This window comes from Enterococcus pernyi (assembly GCF_045371165.1).
Taxonomy (GTDB): domain Bacteria; phylum Bacillota; class Bacilli; order Lactobacillales; family Enterococcaceae; genus Enterococcus_B; species Enterococcus_B pernyi.
In genome coordinates, this window is the sequence record NZ_JBIQDM010000003.1 from 1 (window position 1) to 20,372 (window position 20,372).

General features: G+C 35.3%; 17 protein-coding genes and 1 pseudogene. All 18 read left to right on the forward strand.

The features are described 5' to 3' along the window. Positions 1-257, forward strand: a 257-nt coding sequence (locus ACH0AK_RS04575; RefSeq protein ID WP_411151259.1) for a transketolase-like TK C-terminal-containing protein, incomplete at its 5' end; no start/stop codon positions are given. Positions 258-514: 257 nt separating this feature from the next. Then, on the forward strand, positions 515-1,384 hold the full coding sequence (locus ACH0AK_RS04580; RefSeq protein WP_499796746.1) for a glucosaminidase domain-containing protein: 870 nt from the start codon (positions 515-517) through the stop codon (positions 1,382-1,384). 133 nt (positions 1,385-1,517) lie between these two features. Beyond that, positions 1,518-2,444, forward strand: coding sequence for a cysteine synthase A (gene cysK, locus ACH0AK_RS04585; RefSeq protein ID WP_010735567.1), 927 nt, complete (start codon positions 1,518-1,520; stop codon positions 2,442-2,444). A gap of 182 nt (positions 2,445-2,626) precedes the next feature. Further along, positions 2,627-3,052 (forward strand): Fur family transcriptional regulator, encoded by a 426-nt coding sequence (locus ACH0AK_RS04590; protein ID WP_019724202.1) that lies wholly within the window; start codon positions 2,627-2,629, stop codon positions 3,050-3,052. Positions 3,053-3,425: 373 nt separating this feature from the next. Further along, a complete protein-coding gene (locus tag ACH0AK_RS04595) occupies positions 3,426-4,778 on the forward strand; it encodes an NADH oxidase (RefSeq protein WP_010735565.1) in 1,353 nt (450 codons plus the stop codon). 260 nt (positions 4,779-5,038) lie between these two features. After that, positions 5,039-5,329, forward strand: coding sequence for a DUF5960 family protein (locus ACH0AK_RS04600; RefSeq protein ID WP_023519579.1), 291 nt, complete (start codon positions 5,039-5,041; stop codon positions 5,327-5,329). 237 nt (positions 5,330-5,566) lie between these two features. Then, positions 5,567-6,271, forward strand: a complete 705-nt coding sequence (locus ACH0AK_RS04605) for a DnaD domain-containing protein (protein ID WP_499796747.1) — start codon at positions 5,567-5,569, stop codon at positions 6,269-6,271. A gap of 1 nt (position 6,272) precedes the next feature. Beyond that, positions 6,273-6,938: an endonuclease III gene (gene nth / locus ACH0AK_RS04610; RefSeq protein ID WP_010735562.1), complete on the forward strand. Its 666-nt coding sequence runs from the start codon at positions 6,273-6,275 to the stop codon at positions 6,936-6,938. Positions 6,939-7,409: 471 nt separating this feature from the next. After that, positions 7,410-7,985, forward strand: a complete 576-nt coding sequence (locus ACH0AK_RS04615; RefSeq protein WP_010735561.1) for a metal-independent carbonic anhydrase family protein — start codon at positions 7,410-7,412, stop codon at positions 7,983-7,985. A gap of 541 nt (positions 7,986-8,526) precedes the next feature. Further along, complete coding sequence (locus ACH0AK_RS04620; protein ID WP_010735560.1) at positions 8,527-10,023, forward strand: helix-turn-helix domain-containing protein; 1,497 nt, start codon at positions 8,527-8,529, stop codon at positions 10,021-10,023. Between the two features lie 261 nt (positions 10,024-10,284). Then, on the forward strand, positions 10,285-11,637 hold the full coding sequence (locus ACH0AK_RS04625) for a lytic polysaccharide monooxygenase (RefSeq protein WP_137072376.1): 1,353 nt from the start codon (positions 10,285-10,287) through the stop codon (positions 11,635-11,637). Positions 11,638-11,961: 324 nt separating this feature from the next. Next, on the forward strand, positions 11,962-13,422 hold the full coding sequence (locus ACH0AK_RS04630; protein WP_438846493.1) for an HTH domain-containing protein: 1,461 nt from the start codon (positions 11,962-11,964) through the stop codon (positions 13,420-13,422). 35 nt (positions 13,423-13,457) lie between these two features. Next, on the forward strand, positions 13,458-15,197 hold the full coding sequence (locus ACH0AK_RS04635; RefSeq protein ID WP_353629223.1) for a VirD4-like conjugal transfer protein, CD1115 family: 1,740 nt from the start codon (positions 13,458-13,460) through the stop codon (positions 15,195-15,197). 2 nt (positions 15,198-15,199) lie between these two features. Further along, positions 15,200-15,436 carry a hypothetical protein gene (locus ACH0AK_RS04640; RefSeq protein ID WP_010735554.1) on the forward strand — a complete coding sequence of 79 codons (237 nt, stop codon included), beginning with the start codon at positions 15,200-15,202 and terminating at the stop codon, positions 15,434-15,436. A gap of 28 nt (positions 15,437-15,464) precedes the next feature. Then, positions 15,465-16,289, forward strand: a complete 825-nt coding sequence (locus ACH0AK_RS04645) for a VirB6/TrbL-like conjugal transfer protein, CD1112 family (RefSeq protein ID WP_023519587.1) — start codon at positions 15,465-15,467, stop codon at positions 16,287-16,289. A 15-nt stretch (positions 16,290-16,304) separates the two neighbouring features. Then, the gene (locus ACH0AK_RS04650; RefSeq protein WP_226077612.1) at positions 16,305-16,655 is read left to right on the forward strand and encodes a PrgI family protein; all 351 of its coding nucleotides are present in this window, start codon (positions 16,305-16,307) and stop codon (positions 16,653-16,655) included. Then, complete coding sequence (locus ACH0AK_RS04655) at positions 16,597-18,906, forward strand: VirB4-like conjugal transfer ATPase, CD1110 family (protein ID WP_023519589.1); 2,310 nt, start codon at positions 16,597-16,599, stop codon at positions 18,904-18,906. The genes ACH0AK_RS04650 and ACH0AK_RS04655 overlap by 59 nt, the downstream gene beginning before the upstream one ends. Continuing rightward, positions 18,899-20,372, forward strand: a pseudogene (locus tag ACH0AK_RS04660) (hypothetical protein); the annotation flags it as partial. The gene ACH0AK_RS04655 and the pseudogene ACH0AK_RS04660, both read left to right, overlap by 8 nt.

Sequence of the window (20,372 nt, forward strand, 5' to 3'; positions counted from 1 at the left end):
TCTCAGTGGTTTCTATGCCAAGTTTTGATTTGTTTGAACAACAATCTGCAGAATATCAAGAAAGTGTCTTGCCAAAATCAGTGACGAAGCGTGTTGCGATTGAAGCGGCTGCTTCATTTGGATGGGAACGTTATGTAGGAATCGAAGGTCAAACGATCACGATCGATCACTTTGGTGCTTCTGCTCCTGGAAACAAAATACTTGAAGAATTTGGTTTTACAGTAGATAATGTAGTTAACGTCTTCAATCAATTATAGACAAATACTGAAAGCAGTTCGATTGGAGTGCTTGGAGATTTTTTCCAAGCCTCCAATTTTCTATTTTTTTAGGTACAAATTAGTAAAAAGGGATAATTGTCGTTACTTTTGTGTTACTTTTTGATTACGTGAAGATTACAAAAAGTAAATAATTGAAGATTCGTTTGAGTTTCAATAAAATAAAACGTATAATTTAAATGATTAAGTTTCGTTTAAGAGGAAGTTTTATTTACTGTTTCATTTGAGGAGGAATTTGAATGCAAGAGCTGAGAACCCGTAGCGCTCGACACCATAGGCCCAAAAGGAAAATGACCATCAATAAAAAAGCCATTGCACCTTTAGTGGGGACAAGCCTATTAGTTGGGCCAATGTTGGTCACAGCAACACCACAAACTGTACGTGCGGATGAGTTAGATGTCGCATCTTCTGCCGATCCGCAAGCATTTATCAATCAAATCGGATGGGCTGCTTCTGAAGTTGCAGCAAGCAATGACTTATATGCATCTGTCATGATTGCACAAGCATTACTTGAAAGTGCTTATGGTACATCTGGATTATCAAGTGCACCATATTACAACTTATTTGGAGTCAAAGGTAGCGCAGGTCAATCTGTGGTATATATGAATACGCAAGAATATTTGAATGGTCAATGGGTAACGATGAACGAACCTTTCCGTCGCTATTCATCTTATTGGGAATCATTCCAAGATCATGCGAATGTTTTACGATCTACTAGTTTTTCGACAGGCGATTATCATTATTCAGGTGTATGGAAAAGTAATACAACCAGCTATTATGATGCAACAGCTTATTTAACTGGACGTTATGCAACAGATCCTAATTACGCATACAAATTAAATGAATTGATCAGCACATATAATCTGACTCGCTTTGATACACCATCAACTGGTTCAACAACAACTAGTACGACAAGTACCACAACGACCAGTAAGACAACCTCTACAACGACTACGACAAGTAGTAACCAAACTTATACTGTCGTCTCTGGAGATACACTTTGGGATATTGCTCAAAAATTTGGTATGTCCGTCGATGATCTGATGGCAAAAAATGGCATGACGATGTCAAATTATTCATTATTGGTTGGACAAGAAATCAATGTCTAACTTTATATCAACTTAAAAATAGAGGCATATCATTGGATATGCCTCTATTTTTTGCTTCTCCAGTAAGAATCACTCGCAGAAGTACCTCTTTTGTATTATGATTAATAGAGAAGCAAATGAAGGGGGAAAAAACATGACACAGATTTATCAGTCGATCACAGAATTGATCGGTAAAACACCTATCGTTCGATTAAATAAGATGGTTCCAGAAGGAGCTGCGGATGTTTTTGTTAAATTGGAATTCTTCAATCCAGGTGGCAGCGTGAAAGACCGTATTGCCTTGAATATGATTGAAAAAGCAGAACATGATGGAATATTGAAACCGGGTGATACAATCATTGAACCAACTTCAGGGAACACTGGTATTGGTTTAGCGATGGTCGGTGTAGCAAAAGGATATCATGTGAAACTTGTCATGCCTGAAACGATGAGTATCGAGCGTCGCTTATTGATGAAGGGCTACGGAGCAGAACTAATTTTGACTCCAGGGACAGAAGGCATCAGTGGTTCAATCAAAGAAGCAAAACGTCTGGCTGAAGAAAATGGGTATTTCTTGCCTCTGCAATTTGAAAACCCAGCTAATCCATTAGTTCATGAAAAAACGACTGGTCCAGAAATCCAAGCGGCGTTTGGTGTGAATGGGTTGGATGCGTTTGTCGCAGGAATCGGTACTGGTGGAACGATCACCGGTGCGGGACACGAATTAAAACGGATCAATCCAGCGCTTAAGATCGTTGGGGTTGAACCAGCCGAATCTGCCGTTTTAGAAGGAAAAGAACCTGGTCCACACAAAATCCAAGGCATCGGAACAGGGTTTGTTCCGGATACGTTAGATACGAATGTATATGATCAAGTCTTATCAGTATCTAGTGAGCAAGCAATGATCACAGCTCGCCGTATGGGGCAAGAAGAAGGTATCTTAGTGGGTGTTTCTGGAGGAGCTGCAGTTGAAGCTGCACTTAATGTAGCTAAAGAACTAGGTGCTGGAAAAAAAGTTCTTGCGATTATTCCTGATAACGGAGAACGTTATTTGTCTACTCCTTTGTATCAGGATATGTAAGTCTACGTGAAAATCTGAATAAAAAGTGTGAAATAATGGTGAAACATCTGTTATTTTACACTTTTTTTGCATAAAATAGGCAAAATTATAAAATTCTTTTCTTTTTCTTTCCATAATATGTAGATATAAAAAAATAAAAATAGTATGATAATAAAAGAACAATAAGGTGGGGTTTTGTTTATATGGAAAATAAAAAAGTAGAAGCGGCGATCGAGCAGCTGAAAAAAGAAAATATTCGGATTACGCCGCAAAGATACGCAGTTTTAGAGTATCTGATTGAGCATCGTTCGCATCCAACTGCAGATGAAATCTACAAGGCGCTTGAGCATCGCTTTCCTAATATGAGTGTTGCTACAGTTTACAATAATTTACGATTGTTCACATCGATCGGGTTTGTTCAAGAAATGAAATATGGTGATGCATCAAGCCGATTTGATTTTAGTTCACAAAGACATTATCATGTGATTTGCCAAAATTGTGAGACGATCGTCGATTTTCATTATCCAGGGCTAGAAGATATTGAAATGGCGGCGGGGCGCTTAACTGATTTTGAAATCCATGATCATCGTTTAGAATTATATGGGCTATGTCCGAATTGCAAAAAATAAATCGTGCGAACATCTGAAACATCGATAAGGTCAAATGACTTTGTTGATGTTTTTTTGTCTTTTATTTGTGACGTGTAGAAAAACATGGAATACCTACTCCTATGAAACTAAGAGGAAAACACACTAACAGTTTTAAGAAAGGTGAAAATATTTATGCGATTTTTTATGCGATTTCGTATTCATTCACAAGCATAGAGGTGTTAGTTTAAAATATCACAAAAAGAACGTTTGTTTATCAGCGTTTTAAATCGAAAATGCGCAAAATATGATAAGTAAGCACTTGTGAATTCACAAGCATAAAACTGTTGGATACGTTTTAATTTTGCTATAGTAAAAATTGTCAAAGGACAAATCGTTTATCGGAGGGACACACATGAAAGTAGTAGTAATCGGCTGTACCCATGCAGGAACAGCAGCAGTAAAAAGCATCTTAAAAAACAACCCAGAAGCAGATGTTACAGTTTATGAACGTAACGACAATGTTTCATTTTTATCTTGTGGGATCGCATTGTATGTTGGAGGCGTCGTGAAAGACCCAGCAGGCTTGTTCTATTCAAACCCTGAAGAGTTAGCTTCGTTAGGTGCGAAAGTGAAAATGGAACATGATGTCACTGATGTTGACACAGAAAACAAACAAGTCACAGCGAAAGATTTAAAAACTGGCGAAACTGAAACAGTTTCTTATGACAAATTAGTAATGACTACTGGTTCATGGCCAATCATCCCGCCAATCAAAGGGATCGAATCTGAAAATATTCTTTTATGTAAAAACTATAATCAAGCAAACGAAATCATTGCTAAAGCAGAAGAAGCGAAGAAAGTAGTGATCGTTGGTGGTGGTTATATTGGGATCGAATTAGTCGAAGCGTTTGTCGAGTCTGGCAAAGAAGTGACATTGATCGATGGTTTAGATCGTATCTTGAATAAATATCTTGATAAACCATTTACGGATGTGTTAGAAAAAGAATTGGTTGATCGTGGAGTTACTTTAGCTTTAGGTGAAAACGTTTCTGAGTTCATTCCAGATGAGAATGGTAAAGTAAAACAAGTAACTACAGCTAGCCAAACATTTGATGCGGACATGGTTATTTTGTGTGTTGGTTTCAGACCAAATACAAAATTAGTAGAAGGTAAAGTAGAAACATTGCCAAACGGCGCAATCAAAGTAAATGAGTACATGCAAACAAGCAATCCAGATATTTTTGCAGCGGGCGATTCAGCAGTTGTCAATTATAACCCAAGTGGTACGCAAAACTACATTCCTTTAGCAACAAATGCGGTCCGTCAAGGATTGTTAGTAGGAAACAATTTAACAGAGCAAAAAATGGCTTATCGTGGAACACAAGGAACTTCTGGTTTGTACTTATTCGGTTGGACGATCGGTTCAACAGGTGTAACAACAGAAAGTGCCCCAATGAATAACTTGGATGTCCAAGCAACACTATTTGAAGATAACTATCGTCCAGAATTCATGCCAACGACTGAAAAAGTCATGATGGAATTAGTATATGAAAAAGGAACAAATCGTATCGTAGGCGCACAATTCATGTCTAAATACGACATCACTCAATCTGCTAATACGATGTCATTAGCGGTTCAAAATAAAATGACTGTTGAAGACTTAGCTCTTTCTGACTTCTTCTTCCAACCTCATTTTGACCGTCCTTGGAACTACTTGAATCTTCTTGCACAAGCAGCTCTAGGAGAAATCGAGACAGCTCAATAATTGGTCAAAGCGTCATAGACGAGCCAACTGGAAGCAATATTGTTTCCAGTTGGTTCTTTTTTTTGGAACTCAACTGGCTATTTAAAGGTCAAAATTTTTTATTGACACTTTTTGTTTTGTTTCTCACGAGACAGGAATGGTTTGTTGCAGACTTCACCAGTTGCAATTAGTTGTTTTCCTTTGTTTTTTTTGTCAAAATAATAGATGTAATTAATTTCCAACAAAGCAGATGTAGTGAGTTGGACTAGAGGAGGATCATTATGGAAAAAGAATATTTTGTACAACAGGATAATTTTATTGAAGATTATAAAAAAGTGACAGGGAATGAAACGATCGATATCGATTCTTTAGCAGAAGAAGTGATCAATCAATTAAATGAAACTCAAGCAGAAGAATTCGTTTTATCTGGAGATGAGACAACAGATGGTGAGGACCATCAATTCCCGTTTAGTCGACGGATCTATACCGATGAAAATGATGGAACATTGAATACAGAGTATACGTATGAAGGACAACCATACGAGCTACGAACGGATGACGAAGTACAATAATAAACGTTCTATCGAGCGTGAGTGTCATTCTCTAAGCTGCTTGTAGATTAGATATGAGACCTTTTCATAGAGGAGAGCATATACTAATACAAGCAGCCTTTTTTTCTAGCATACATATATTCCGAAAAGTGAAAACTAAATATAAAAACCACTAAAACATTTTAAAAAAATTCAAATAATCCTTTCTTGCTTCAATTCTTGTTTTTACGTATACTAATTTTAAAGAGAGGGATAATAATGTTGAATTTAGAAAACTATTTAAAAGCTGGTCAAACGATCGTTTCCAATCTTTTGCTTAAAAATTATCATCGTATCGGCTTACAAGCAGATGAATTTTTATTTATATTACAGTTGCATATGGCACAATCAGAAGGAGATTCATTCCCGGATCTGATTAATATTTCCCAGAATATGGGCGTTAAGCAAGAAAAAGTTTTTCAAATTTTGAATCGATTGGTCAGTGGTCATTTCATAGCGATCGAAACTACACTTATTGATGGACGTAAAGCGGATCGCTATGATTTGACACCAACGTATGTGCATTTAGAAAGATTATTAGAAAAAGACTCTCTAAAGCAAGAAGAAGAAGTCCAAGAAAAAACGACACGTTCAGTCTATCAATTATTTGAACAAGAGTTTGGACGGCCCTTATCCTCTATTGAATTCCAACGGATCGGACAGTGGTTGGAAGAGGACCATTATCATCCGGAGATTTTGAAATTAGCTTTACGGGAGGCTGTATTGAACCAAGCGTATAGTTTCAATTATATCGACCGTATCTTATTATCTTGGGAACGGAAAAATTTAAAAACCAAACAGCAAGTAGAAGAAGATCAAAAACGCAGAAAGCAGCAACTGCTTCAAAAAGAAATCGATCAGCCAGCCCAACAAGAAGAGCTGCCAAAAGTATCATTAAAGAATTGGCTGGAAGAATGGGAGTAATATGTTAGGTAAACAACGTACAATGGAAGCTTTTGAGAAAATGTATGAGATGTTTCCAGAAGCGCATGGAGAATTACAACATAAGAATCCTTATGAATTATTGATTGCCGTCATTTTAAGTGCACAAGCGACAGATGTTTCGGTCAATAAGGCAACACCTGCTCTATTTCAGGCTTTTCCAACTCCTGAGGCGTTAGCTAAAGCCCCACTAGAAGAGATCATTCCTAAAATAAAAACAATTGGATTGTATCGGAATAAAGCGAAAAACATTAAAGCATGTGCGCAACAGCTGATTGATCATTTTGAAGGACAGGTCCCTCAGACAAGAGAAGAGTTGGTCTCATTACCTGGTGTGGGTAGAAAAACAGCAAATGTGGTGCTTGGGGATGCATTTGGGGTGCCAGCTATAGCAGTTGATACTCACGTAGAACGTGTGACGAAACGACTAAGAATCTGTAAATTGGATGCGTCAGTACAAGAAGTTGAACAAACATTGATGAAAAAGGTGCCGGAAAATTTATGGGTAAAAACGCATCATACATTGATTTTCTTTGGACGGTATCACTGTACTGCTAGAAGTCCCCGCTGTGAAGTATGTCCTTTACTGGATATGTGCCAGGATGGCAAAATGCGAATGAAAAATCCTGCAAACAAACACTTAAAATAAGAAAGAAGAGGTCATGACAGAAGTGTTTAGCCTCAATCAATAAGGCACCATCCACGAAAATTGTTCGTCCAATTTTTGTGGATGGTGCCTTATTTCTGAATTAGTTACTTTTATTCTTGCCATTTATTCGATTTTTGAATATGTGAGCGGTGGAAAATCCCACTTTTTTTGTAAAGAAAAAAATTTTGAGAAAAACACATGAGAGTAAAAGAATAAATAATTGTTTATAACATTACGAGCAAATTTGCTGAATGATACAAACGAGAATTATTTCGACGAAATAAATAATAAAGGATTATCAGGATAATAAAATAAAACAGTTATTTTATTATGATGTTTTTATAAAATATGTATGTTTGAATTAGGCAATTATAACACATTTAATTTATTTATTTTGTTTTAAGTATGTTATATTTTTAGTTTTAAATAAAAGAGTTTTCTGTTAGAATTTAATTATAGAGGAGGAATTATATGATTAAAAAAACATTGCTTTTATCAACTTTAGTTTTAACGATGGCTGGATGCGCTACATCTGCCCAAGGAGAAGACTCAACTAGTACAACAAATGAGACACAGAAGGAAACACCGGTCATTACTCTTTCGGATGTAGAAGAAGCACAACAAGAATGGGCAGAGAATATTATTGCGATTGGTGAAGCTAGTTTGGAAAGTGACGAAAAAGCCGAAGAAAAAGCGCTTGAGACACTGGAAAATCTATATGCTTACGATGACGGTCAAGTGCTCTTCAAACCAACGAAAGCTGCGGAAGTACCATTTCGTGGAACAAAAGATGAAGCACTATCTTATTTTGTTGGTGGGGACATCGCAGAAGATGGTGGATTTGCCTTAGAGCCTTGGACAGATATCCGCTTTGATAATCACGATACGATCTTGAACGGTGATACAGCGATTTCTTCAGGTGTATATTACTTTACTTCAGGGGAGACCAACCAAGAAGTCAAAGTTGAATACACATTTGGTTATATCATGGATGAGGATGGCGACTTGAAAATCCAGTTACATCACTCAAGTGTGCCATTCGGATAAGAAAAAGATGTATGGCTAAATCAACAAAAATGGCTGACTATCCTGCTTGATCTTCTAACGCTTCCACCATGTAAGAGTGATACATAATGTAGGGTAGTCAAACGAATCATCGAAATAAATTATAGGCACCAATTGAAATGATTTTAAGCAATATTTGTAAAACAATTGGAGGATCAAACGAGGTAACTCATTGGTTCTTCAGTTTTTTTTGCTAGGTATCGTATGTAAAAAATCAATAAATTTCTTTTAAATTTATTGGTATAAAATAAATTCAAGAATATAATTATTGGAATTTTACGCATAAATATTCTAATATTAGATTGTACTTGTATTTTTATAATAGTTATTTTAGGTTATCTTTAAAAGAGAGCGAAATTTTACTCTGTTTTCATGTCAAATAATTACTATAAAACAACAAGTATCTTTTGTTTTCTAAATAGTAAGAATATTTTTGCTATTTAAAAATGACAGAAAAAGATTGAGGTGATGTTATACTATTTGAATTTTTACATTTCAACTATAGATTGAGGAGAAAATAAATATGCTGCCAGATAAATTAATATTATTATTCATTACAAAAACACAATTTTTACAAATGAAGGTATTAAAAGAAATGAAACATGGAGCAGTCTCAATAAAAAAGCTGGAAGATGAAATGGACCTAACAAAAAGACAAGCAAGGAAGATACTTCAAAATTTGATGAGAGAGTATGATGAAAGTGAAATTTCAAAAAAAACGCACACCTCTTTGATTCTAGATAAAGATGAATTGCGCTGTATGCCACAACTAACCGATACGGAATATCTCGAATTGATCAATATTTTTCAAGAAAGATATTTTGCAGAGTCAAATTTGTATCAGACATTGTTATATGTGTTGGAAAAAAGGAAATTCAGTGTTTCAGATATCGCAAAATATCTAATCTATAGTGAGTCACATGTATACAAACTTTTAGGAAAGTTGAAAGAATTGTTTCAATTACTAAAAATTGATATTCGATTGATGAAGGTCAATGAAACATTGATTGAGTTAACAGGTAGTGAATCTACTATACGTATGTTGCATTATCTGGGAATTGCAGTCATTTCAAAAGGAAACTATTGGTTGTTCAAAACGATTACACAAGAAGAAGTAATAAACTTACGCTTATCCATCAACTTTGATCATTACCAAAATTTATCTCCGCTAGGGAAAAAGCGTATCAACTATTTATTAGCGGTTAGTTTGATATCATTGAAAAATGGGTACCAAATCCAGGATCTATCCTCAGAACTCGTGGAGCTGGGAGAAACAGTCTATAAGGAGGAGATGGATGCGTGTTTAGAAAAGCTGACTGTCAAAAAGATGATAGATGGCACAAATGCACGAAATGAATGTATCCATTTCGCCTTTCTATCCAACTATTTTGCACAAGATTTAAATAAGAAAGAAGAAAAAGAAGAACTGGGAAGAAAGCTAGGGGAGCTAAAGAAGAATTCAATCGTCACCAAATGTAAAAAATTACTCACGTGCATGATTGATTACTTTCATATACCAGAAACGATTTTTTACCAACTACTCTATTATTTGACAAACAAATTAGTCACTATCCATCATTTGGAATTATATAAATTTATGCCTATATATCATGATGCATTACCAACAAATCGTTATGGAGCCTATATAGAGCGTTGCATCGATAAAAACTTAAAATCTTACCAAAATGAGCCTTCTTACCATCACATCAAAAATAGTTTTGTGCAAGTCATCTTAGGAAGCTTGGCCTCCAACAGTCTTAAATCTGAACATAAAGTTTATGTGGAATTTTTTAACCTTCCAGAATCTAAAAATATAGTCGAAAATGTTATTACTCATTACTACAATAATAAACGAATAAAAATCGTAGAATCGTATGATCATGCTGATATCGTTATTTCGGATACCCATGGATACGAAGATAAAGATTTATTTTATTTTAAGCATATCTCAGATAAGGATTCATGGACGAGGTTGGGATCGTATTTTAATAAAGTCATCGTAAATACGTACAAATTTTGACCACCGATTGACTAAATAACATAATCAGATATGACAAATCGAAGTTATTTGCTAAATCTGTTTATCATCTCTTGGTTTAAATGAACAATAAATGAATAATAGTTTTGATTTTCACAATAAATAAACACTTATTTATAAAGGTTTGTGTTTATTTTATATGTTAATTTGTGATTGATTGAACAATAAAAGCGTGCTATTTTTAAATAAGTTATTATGTTATAAAAATAATGTAACAAAAAAATATTGGAAGGAAGGTATGATATGAAAAAAAGATTATTGGGTAGTGTTGTTTTGGTTTTAAGTCTAGGAGGAATAATTTTTGGTGCGACAAAAGATGTTTCTGCACATGGGTATGTAAGGGAACCAATTAGTCGAGGATACCAAGGGTCATTAGATGCTCGCACCAACTGGACTGCAGCATTTCAGAAATATGGGGCAGTGATCAATGAGCCACAATCTTTAGAAGCATTGAAAGGCTTCCCAGCAGCAGGACCAGCGGATGGACGAATTGCTTCTGCAAATGGTGCATTAGGTTTTGAGTTAGATCAACAAACAGCAACTTTATGGACAAAGCAAGATATCAGTACTGGTCCTAATAATTTCACTTGGCATTTTACGGCAAATCACCGGACCGCGAAATATCATTACTACATCACGAAAAATGGTTGGGATCAAAACAAACCACTTGCGAGAGAGGATCTAGAGTTATTATCGGAAATCGATGGTGGCGGACAATCTTCTGCGAATATTAGCGCAACGCACACAGTCAATATTCCAGAAGACCGAATGGGGTATCACGTTATTTTAGCAATTTGGGATATTAGTGATACTGCGAATGCTTTTTACAATGTGATTGATGCGAATATCAAGAGTAATGGAGCAATACCAGTCGTACCAAATAAACCAACGAATGTCAGAGCAGTGAATACGACAAAACAGTCAGTCTCACTTTCTTGGGATGCACAAGCAGCTGTTGAAAAATACAATGTGTATCGTGACGGTCAACTGATTACTACAACTTCTGCGAACAACTATCAAGATAATCAATTAACAGCAAATACCACGTATAAGTACGAAATCGAAGCAGTATCGTTTACCGGACAAGTATCTGAAAAAAGTGATGCGCTTCAGGTAACAACGTTAGCAGATAACGAAGTAGAAGTGCCAACAAGACCAGGTAACTTACATTCAATGGGGGAAACGATGAACTCAATCTCATTGATGTGGAATCCTTCGAGCCACTCTGCAGGAATCAAAACATATGAAATCTATAGAGATGGCCAATTAGTTGGTAAAACTGCAAATACCACTTATCTAGATACTGGGTTGAATGCGGGGGCTCAGTATACGTATACGATCAAAGCAGTGAGCAATGATTCTATTCGATCAGAGGCAAGCAATCGCTTAGTGATTTCAACAAAAACAAATGAAATTGCACCACCAAGTGAACATCGTCAATTTGAGTTAGGAAGTTTGTTTAATCCTGTGAGATATACTAAGGATGAAATTATTTTTCATGAGGGAAAACTTTATACGACACTAGTTACTCATGATAATTATGGGGACCCATCTTGGGCGCCAGATAGTGCCGCTAGTTTATTTAGAATTAAATAACTTTTAAAAGTCTTTTAGTCTTTTGAATTAATTTAGGATTCCAATAGAATAACTTTTTTATAGAAAGCTTAAAATCTCAGAGGGCCATTTATTGTAGATAAATAAAAATAGTGGGTTAGTGTTATTAATTACGCCTTAAAGAGGCTATACAATTTGTATAGTCTCTTTTTTATTGTTATCTCTCGAATCTGAAATCTATAAAAAAACTTTAAAAAAACTTCGTCTTCTAAAGAATTTTTTTTCTCTAAGTCGGGAAATACAATACCTCGAAATAAAAAAACAGATTGTTTATAGTGAAGTTGTTATGTGAAAGGGGGAAGGTAAGTGGAAGAGATTCTTGAACGATTAATATCGAATGATTACAAAAAACGTGTCGTATTTATCTTGAATACTTTAGAAAGAAGAAAAAATGTGACCGTTCAATATCTTGCAAAAAGTCTCAAAGTAACTAGAAGAACGATTACCAATGATTTAAAAACGATTCAAGATGAATTTTCCGACACAATTGAAATATTGACTTCCTATAAAGGGGTCAGCATGTTTGTATTGAACCATTTTAAATTATTCGAGAAAAAAAAATCTTATTACATGAATGAAGACTTAGTAAAAGTGACAACAAGTATCCTTACAGGTGAACTGAAGCAGGTGATCGATTGGAGCTGGGAATTACATTACTGTGAGAAAACAGTGATCCAAAAAATGCGAAAGCTAAAGAAAATCTGCCATCAATATGGTTTGAATTTAAAACTTTCACCGGTTGAATTTTTAGGGAAGGAGATCAGAATCAGAAAACTGTTTATTGATCTTTACATTAAATCAGCTTATCTAGAGATCGAAGATTATTGCCCCTATAAAAATGAAATGGAAGAAATAACCAAAATCGTTTTGGCGTTATGTTCGGATGTTTCCCAATCAATCACAAAGAAAATACTTGCTTTAACTTTTATCCGGTTTGGAAAAGATAAATTATATATCCAGTCGCGATTGTTAGATTGGTTTAGAAACAATCCCTTAACGAATCAATTATTCGTTGAATTTATTCAATTAGATTGTTTCAAGACCTATTCTAAAGAAGTCATTTTTGAAGAATGTTGTTTTATAGCTTGTATGATCCATTTACATGAATGTTATTACACAGAGATAGAAAAACACAATAAAGGATTTGCAGAATACTTTGGTTTTTCCGAGACAGTCAAACATTTAGTTATAGATCTCAAGAGTGTTCTCGGGAATAGGATCCAAGTTGATAATGAGCAACTGTATTCAATTGTCAATTGCTTTTTATTTCAAGAGAAAATCAAACAGGAACTTGAAATTGATTTTTCATATAACGATGAAGAATCGGCGATGTTGATTGATTCAATCAACCGGCGACTATATAAAGAAATGAATACAGTCATCAAAAAAAATAAAGCGATCCAAAAGAATTTCCTTCAAAAAAGATGTGCTTCGTCATTTACTTCTGACTTATTACTTTTCTTATATACGAACAAGGCATGTGAAGTTTTAAGTACAGTTGTTGTTGCATTGAAACGAGGATTTTTAACGGATTTTGCATTAAATGAAATTATTGAAAGATATCTACACACCAGAGCAAGTATCATGTACCAGGAACAATTGGAAACCATTGAAAATCCACTTGATGTAGATATCTTAGTGACAAATATTCTACCATTTCCGTATCAAGTTGGGGATAAAACCAAAATGTTTTATCTACCAGAAAAAGCAGATATTGACCGAACGATGGACGTCGTTTCAGATTTGCTTGTTACGGATTTTAGATAATAAAAAAGATAACTTATGTCGTTTAGGAGGACAAGTTGAAAAACTCAAAGACTTGGTATTATAAATTACTTTTACTATTTTTATTTCTTGTATTCGCGTATACGGCAAATCGGACCATCCTAATTTACGAGAATTTCCGACAACAGACAGAAGATATCGCACAAGTCTTGGTTCGCACAATCGACCAATTGGGACTAGAAGTTAGTCGCTTTGAGTTTGATTTTAGCTATAGTATAGCAAGTATCATTGGTACATTTACAATCGTGGGGGGGCTTGCTCTTGGTATCTTGTATCACTCAGGCATGCCGAAACATACAGAGTTTGAATACGGAAGTGCCAGATGGGGCAACAAAAAAGACATAAAGCCGATGATGGATAAAAAAAAAGACAACAATATCATTCTCACAAAAAGTGAATCGCTGTCTATGTCTGGTCGTATGAAGATCACTAAGTCTAATAACTTTAATCGGAATAAGAATGTTATCGTAGTAGGAGGAGCTGGATCAGGGAAAACAAGGTTCTATGTAAAACCTAATTTGATGCAACTACATTCTTCCTATGTCGTCAGTGATTCTAAAGGACTCTTGTTAAGCGAAACAGCAACGATGTTTAAAGAGGCCGGATATGAAATCAAGGTTTTTGACTTGATCACGCGGGAAAATACAGACTACTATAATCCTTTTACTTACATCCGTACTGAAGACGATATTTTAAAAGTCGTCAACAACTTGATCAAAAACACTTCAGATCCAGAAAAAAAGGGTGGCGATGATTTTTGGGAGAAAGCTGAGACAGCCTTATTGATGGCTACATTCAGTTATCTTTTGCAAGAAGTTGATGAAGAAGATCAAACATTGACGAATGTCGTTGAAATGGTCCGCTTAGCAAACTGTCCAGAGGATGTGCCAGATTATGTTTCCCCACTAGATGTGATTTTCAATGAACTTGAAGAAAAAGATCCTACCAACTTTGCAGTCGCGCAATACAAAATTTTCAAATTAGCGGGGGATCGCACCGCAAAAAGTATTTTAGTCAGCTTAGGAGTACGATTGTCACCTTTTGATATTCCGAATATCAAAAAAATCGTGAGTAAAGATACGTTAGCATTAGACACGGTTGGGGACAAGAAAACGATTATCTATATTTTATTATCAGATACAGATACAAGTTTCAATTTCTTAGCAAGTATGCTGTACCAACAATTATTCGATAGCTTAGTTTACAAAGCAGACAATGTCTATAAAGGTCGTCTACCACATCACGTGCGATGTGTCTTAGATGAATTTGCCAATATTGGACAAATTCCAGACTTTGAAAAAGTGATTTCCGTGATTCGAAGTCGCGAAATATCGGTCAATGTAATCTTACAAAACATTAGTCAGCTTAAAAATTTGTATAAAGATACTTGGGAAACAATCATCGGGACCAGTGACGTATTTCTGTATTTAGGTGGGATGGAGTTAAGCACGCATGAGTATATCTCCAAATTACTAGGAAAGAAAACGATCCAGCATAAGAATATCAGTATCACCAAAGGTAGTAATGGGAACTACAGTGAGAACTATCAAAAAATGGGTCGAAATTTATTGGATGTAGATGAAGTGGCGAACCTGAGTGGAACAAAAGCGATTTTAAAGATTCGTGGAATAGTTCCGTTTATCTCAGAAAAATATGATATTACCAAACACAAAAATTATAAAAAACTCGGTGATGTGACTCCAGAAAATTGGTACGAACGAAATCAATCACCGAAAAACGAAGAGGAGAATAAATAGAAATGAACAATAACCAACAATTATTACAGGATGTATTTAACTTGATTTCAAGATTTACGATGGTTGGCGGAGGATTATGGATTATTTGGGGAACTGTCATCCTAGCTGGTGCGTTAAAAGATAAAAATGGTCCACAGTTACAACAAGGGATTTGGCAAGTGGTCGGCGGTGCCTTGATTTTAGTAGCCGCAGTTTGGTTCGTAACTGCATTTGATGTTGGTTCACTTTTAAGTAGATAAAAAATTTTAATAGAAAGAAGGTGAATCAGTGCGCGCAGCGATAATGATGCTTTTCACCCAGATGATGGGGTACTTGAATGGTGAAAATATTGCAAATACCTTAAGTTTGGGATTACAAGAATATATGGCTTCTGCCTATAGAGTAGCAGGAGAGATCCAACAAACGATAATAGCTCCAGTAGCTTTTTCCATACTAGCGGTATTTATCTTATTTGAGTTTCAAAAAATTTCTTTAAAAGTAGAGAATGCTGGTGGTGCTCCTACTTTGGGATTTGAAATGATCATGAAAGCCTTTGTGAAATTTATTATTTGCTATATTGTCATCTTAAGAATTCAAGTGATCCTTGATGCTATTGTCGCATTAGGATCGATGTTAGCTGGACAAATACTGGCATACAATAGAACCGATCTTTTAGACTCTTATTACAATGTTGTGGATTCAGTCGTACAAAGCCTTTCGTGGTGGGAAGTAATGGTCGTATTAATGATCTTTGTCGTTCTATTCCTTGTTTCTTTAGTTGTAGGGGTTTTTATCCATGTTATCGTATACCTGAGGTTTTTTGAGTTATATATCTTTAGTGCGATTGCTCCTATTTCAATGGCGGCATTACCTAATCAAGAATTTTCAACTATGGCAAAAGGATTTTTCAAGAATTTTGCCGCTTCCTCACTGCATGCTGTAATGATTGCATTAGTGTTGACCATTTATCCTTTGATTTTCGTGAATTTTTTGGATAGTCATAGAAGAGGTATGTGGTCGTTGATTTTTGGTTTGACGATTTACATGATTGCTTTGATTTTTGCAATCAACAAAACGAAAGGATGGGCGAAGATGATTGTATCTGCCTCATAGAAAGGAGTAAAAGTGATGGCAATTGAAGTAAAAGTCCATAAAGATGTACGCGAATATAAAGAGCGGATCGTAGCAGGCATGAGCGTACGGCAATTAGGCTTTCTGTCTGTCGCAGGGTTGACTAATATCGTGATCAGTTTTGTGTTTGTTCGTTTTTTTGACTATTCCATGGACGTAATCAGTTGGTTGATGATTCTCGTTTCAATGCCAATCGTCGCTTTTGGGTGGCTAAAAAAAGAGGGACTGCCTTTTGAACGCTATTTGAAATACTTTTTTATTTACCATTTTGATCAAGGAGTAATTGTTTATGAAGAATCTGATACGTCCCAATTTCATGAAAGTGAATTTCAGACAAAACAAGAATAAGAAAAATATGCAAGAAGAAAAAAAATCTTTTTTACTTTTTGAAGAAATCTATGATAACGGTATTTGTCTAATTTCTGAGAATGAATACTCGATAACGATTAATATTGACGATATAAGTTATCAGCTTTGTTCCGAGGAACAACGTATGCAGAATTTTATTAAATATTGTGAGTTTTTAAATTCTTTAGAAGCTTCTATCGATTACAAAGTCACACTGGTAAAAAAGAAAAAAACAGTCGAAGAATTAACTCATGTGCTTTTTAAAGAAAAGAATGAACGTTATGATGATAAATACCGTCAAGAAATGAATGACTATCTAACAGCGAAAATCAACGAAAAGAAGAATGCGTTTGAAAAGAAAATTTTTATTACCTTTACTCAAAAACATGAGAATCAGGAATTTGCTGAAAGAGAGTTGCTCTTGATTGCCGATCAAATGGATCTATTCGCTCGAAAAATTGGTTCTAGCATCCATATTTTAAAAGGGGAAGAACGCAAAGAATTGATCGGTCAAATCCTAAATAATGAGAATCATACATTACTACCGAAACAAGTCGATCTTAAATTAGATAAACACCTGATCAGGATCGATGACAAACTAAATCAGACCCTCTATCTGAATGGTTATCCTGCCGAACTATCAGATGAATGCTTGACAGGACTTATGGAGATTGATGAGGAAATCACTCTTACAGTGAGTTGTAAACCGATACCGATGGCAAGTAGTTTCGATTTAGTAAAGACTAAAATGGCTTATATGGATCAGCAGAAAGTGGATGAGCAGCGTAAAGCCTTAAACAGTGGGTACGATTATGACATGCTACCATATGATCTAACTTATTCTCTAGATGAAGCAAAAGAGCTTTTAGATTCATTACAAAGCAAAAGCCAGAAACTATTTGAAGTAACTGTGTTGATCAATTTCTACGCAGATAATCAGGATAAATTAAATAAGATCGCCAGTAAAATCAAGTCGGTAGGACGAAGATTTGGCTGCACGATCATTGAACTTGCTTATTTACAGAAGCTTGCTTTAAATACGAGTTTACCAATTGGAAAAAATCATGTTCCATTGAATCGATTATTAGCCACATCGGCGGTTGCTGCATTGATGCCATTCTCAATTTCTGAAATGCTCCATGAGAACGGAAATTATTATGGAATCAATTCAGTGACAAAAAATCTAACGATTCTTGATAGAAAGAAACTAATGGCACCAAATGGATTTGTCTTGGGGACACCAGGATCAGGTAAGAGTTTCTCTGTCAAACGAGAAATCGTTAATGTTTTACTTAGAAACAACAAAGATGAAGTGATCGTCATTGATCCTGAATCGGAATATCAGCATATTTGTTCAGAATTTGATGGTCAAATGGTTCGATTGGCTGGTAATTCAAACACCTGCATCAATCCAATGGATATCAATAGTAACTATGGCGATGAGTCAGACCCAATCGCTTTAAAAACCCAGTTTTTGATTTCACTTTGTGAACTGATCACTGGAGGTATTTTAGGATTATCTTCCCAACAAAAAACAATCATCGACCGAGTATGCCGAAAAATTTACCAAGAACAGACGCAGTTACCGACATTAAAAAAGTTTTATATGGCGTTAAATGCACAGCCAGAAGAAGAAGCAAAGCAATTGGCGATTGAATTAGAACTTTACACAGAAGGTAGTCTAGCACTATTTTCTAAAAAAACAAACGTGGATCTGAATAAACGTTTGATCATTTTTGACATCAAAGATTTAGGAAAACAACTCAAGCCGTTTGGAATGTTAGTTGTGTTAGATCAAATTTGGAACCGAATCACGTTGAATCGAGAATCAGGAATTCGTACATGGTTATATATTGATGAATTACAGTTACTCTTCACAAATGAGTATTCTGAAAATTATTTCTTTGAATTGTGGAGTAGGGCAAGAAAGTGGGGCGCTATACCGACGGGAATCACTCAAAATGTAGAGACGCTATTGCTTTCGGATCTAGCTAGAAGAATGCTTTCAAATAGTGACTTCGTTGTCATGTTCAATCAAGCAAAATCTGACCGCTCAGAATTGACTCGTTTATTTGATATATCGGAAGAGCAGGAGAAGTATGTATTAAATGGGAGTGAAGGTACTGGATTGATGGTGTTTGGAGACACGATCATCCCATTTGAAGACCGTCTTCCTAAAGAAACGAAGCTTTATCAAATTATGACGACTAAACCTGGTGAAGAGGTAAAGACAAAGCAAGAATATGAATGAGACATACGATGGGAATAAACAAGAAAATAACAAACAACAAGATTTGTTATCGATCAAAATAAAACGTGTCAGTGCGAATGAGCAAAACAAAAAAGCATTGAAGAAACGAATTCGATTCAAAAGACGTCAACAAAAGTTAGCGAGAAATAAAAGAGACAACTTACAGTTGAAAAATAGAAATATTGTTGATTTCAAACAACGTATGGTGAATAATCAGTCAAGAAAAGATCCATTAAGTAAAGGCGTAACAAGCAAAAAAACGAACGACAGTGGTTTTAAAAAGCGCCATCTTATGACAAATAAAAAAAAGTTAAACAAAATAAACAGAAATAAAAAACATAGTACCACTAGAGAAAAGGCCTATTTCATAAAGAATAAACATCGCTCACCTAAAGAAATCGATCATGCGCTTTTAGGAATAAAAAAAAGAAAAAGTTCAACTAATAATAGTAGGACGAATCAGCGAATTCAGCTCTCCTCTGAAAAAATCAACAAACAAAAGCTAGGATCAAAAAAATTTTATCATAAGAAACAAGAAAAGCTTGACAAAAATATTCTCAATCTAGCTGGAATAAAGAATACACTTACTGCGACTAAACAGACCAGAACTAAGAAGCTTGAAGAGAAACTATTCGGCATCAAAGACAAACTTGAACGTAAACATCAAGTATTAAGTAACTCCAACAAAATCAAACGATTAAAAAAGCAAACGAAGATTCCATCGAAAAAGAAATTCAAACCCAAACTGAAAAAAAATCTGGCACAAGCAGCAATAGATACAGTGGGCAGGAACAAAGAAGGCGAATTAAATATTCTTGGGGTTCTTTTAGTCTTATTGATTATTCTCAAACTGATCCTTATGTTATTGTCCGTCAAAGTGATGATGATCTTGGCGGTCGTGATTGTCGTGATCGTCGTGATTATCGCTATCTTTAATTTTATCGCTAGTATATTTACCATAAAAACAGAAGATATGGCATTAGCAGAGGCATATGAGCATGTCACATTTTTGGATGCCAGAATGAATAAAGAAGTACAACAGGTTTTTGAAGATTTTTCAGAAAATTCTGAAATTGAAGAAGTTTATTTCGTTGTAAATGGTGTGGCAAGACCAGATAATAATTTTTTGTATAGTTCTGATGCAGATACTTATCTTTATTATTTAAATGCAAAATACGAAAACTATGATATCGAACAACGAATTTCAGCAGACAGTAATCTTTTTGGTGCAACGAGAGTCCGTGGAGAAGTAGAAGGAATCCATAGATATACCTTTAGTTACACGACAGAAATCGAAACAAGAGAAGTTCCGATCATTTATCCAGAAGAAGATGATGGAACTGAGGAAGGACCAGAAGAATCAGAAGACGATAGTGGAACTGAGGAAGCACCAGAAGAATCAGAAGACGATAGTGGAACTGAGGAAGCACCAGAAGAATCAGAAGACGATAGTGGAACTGAGGAAG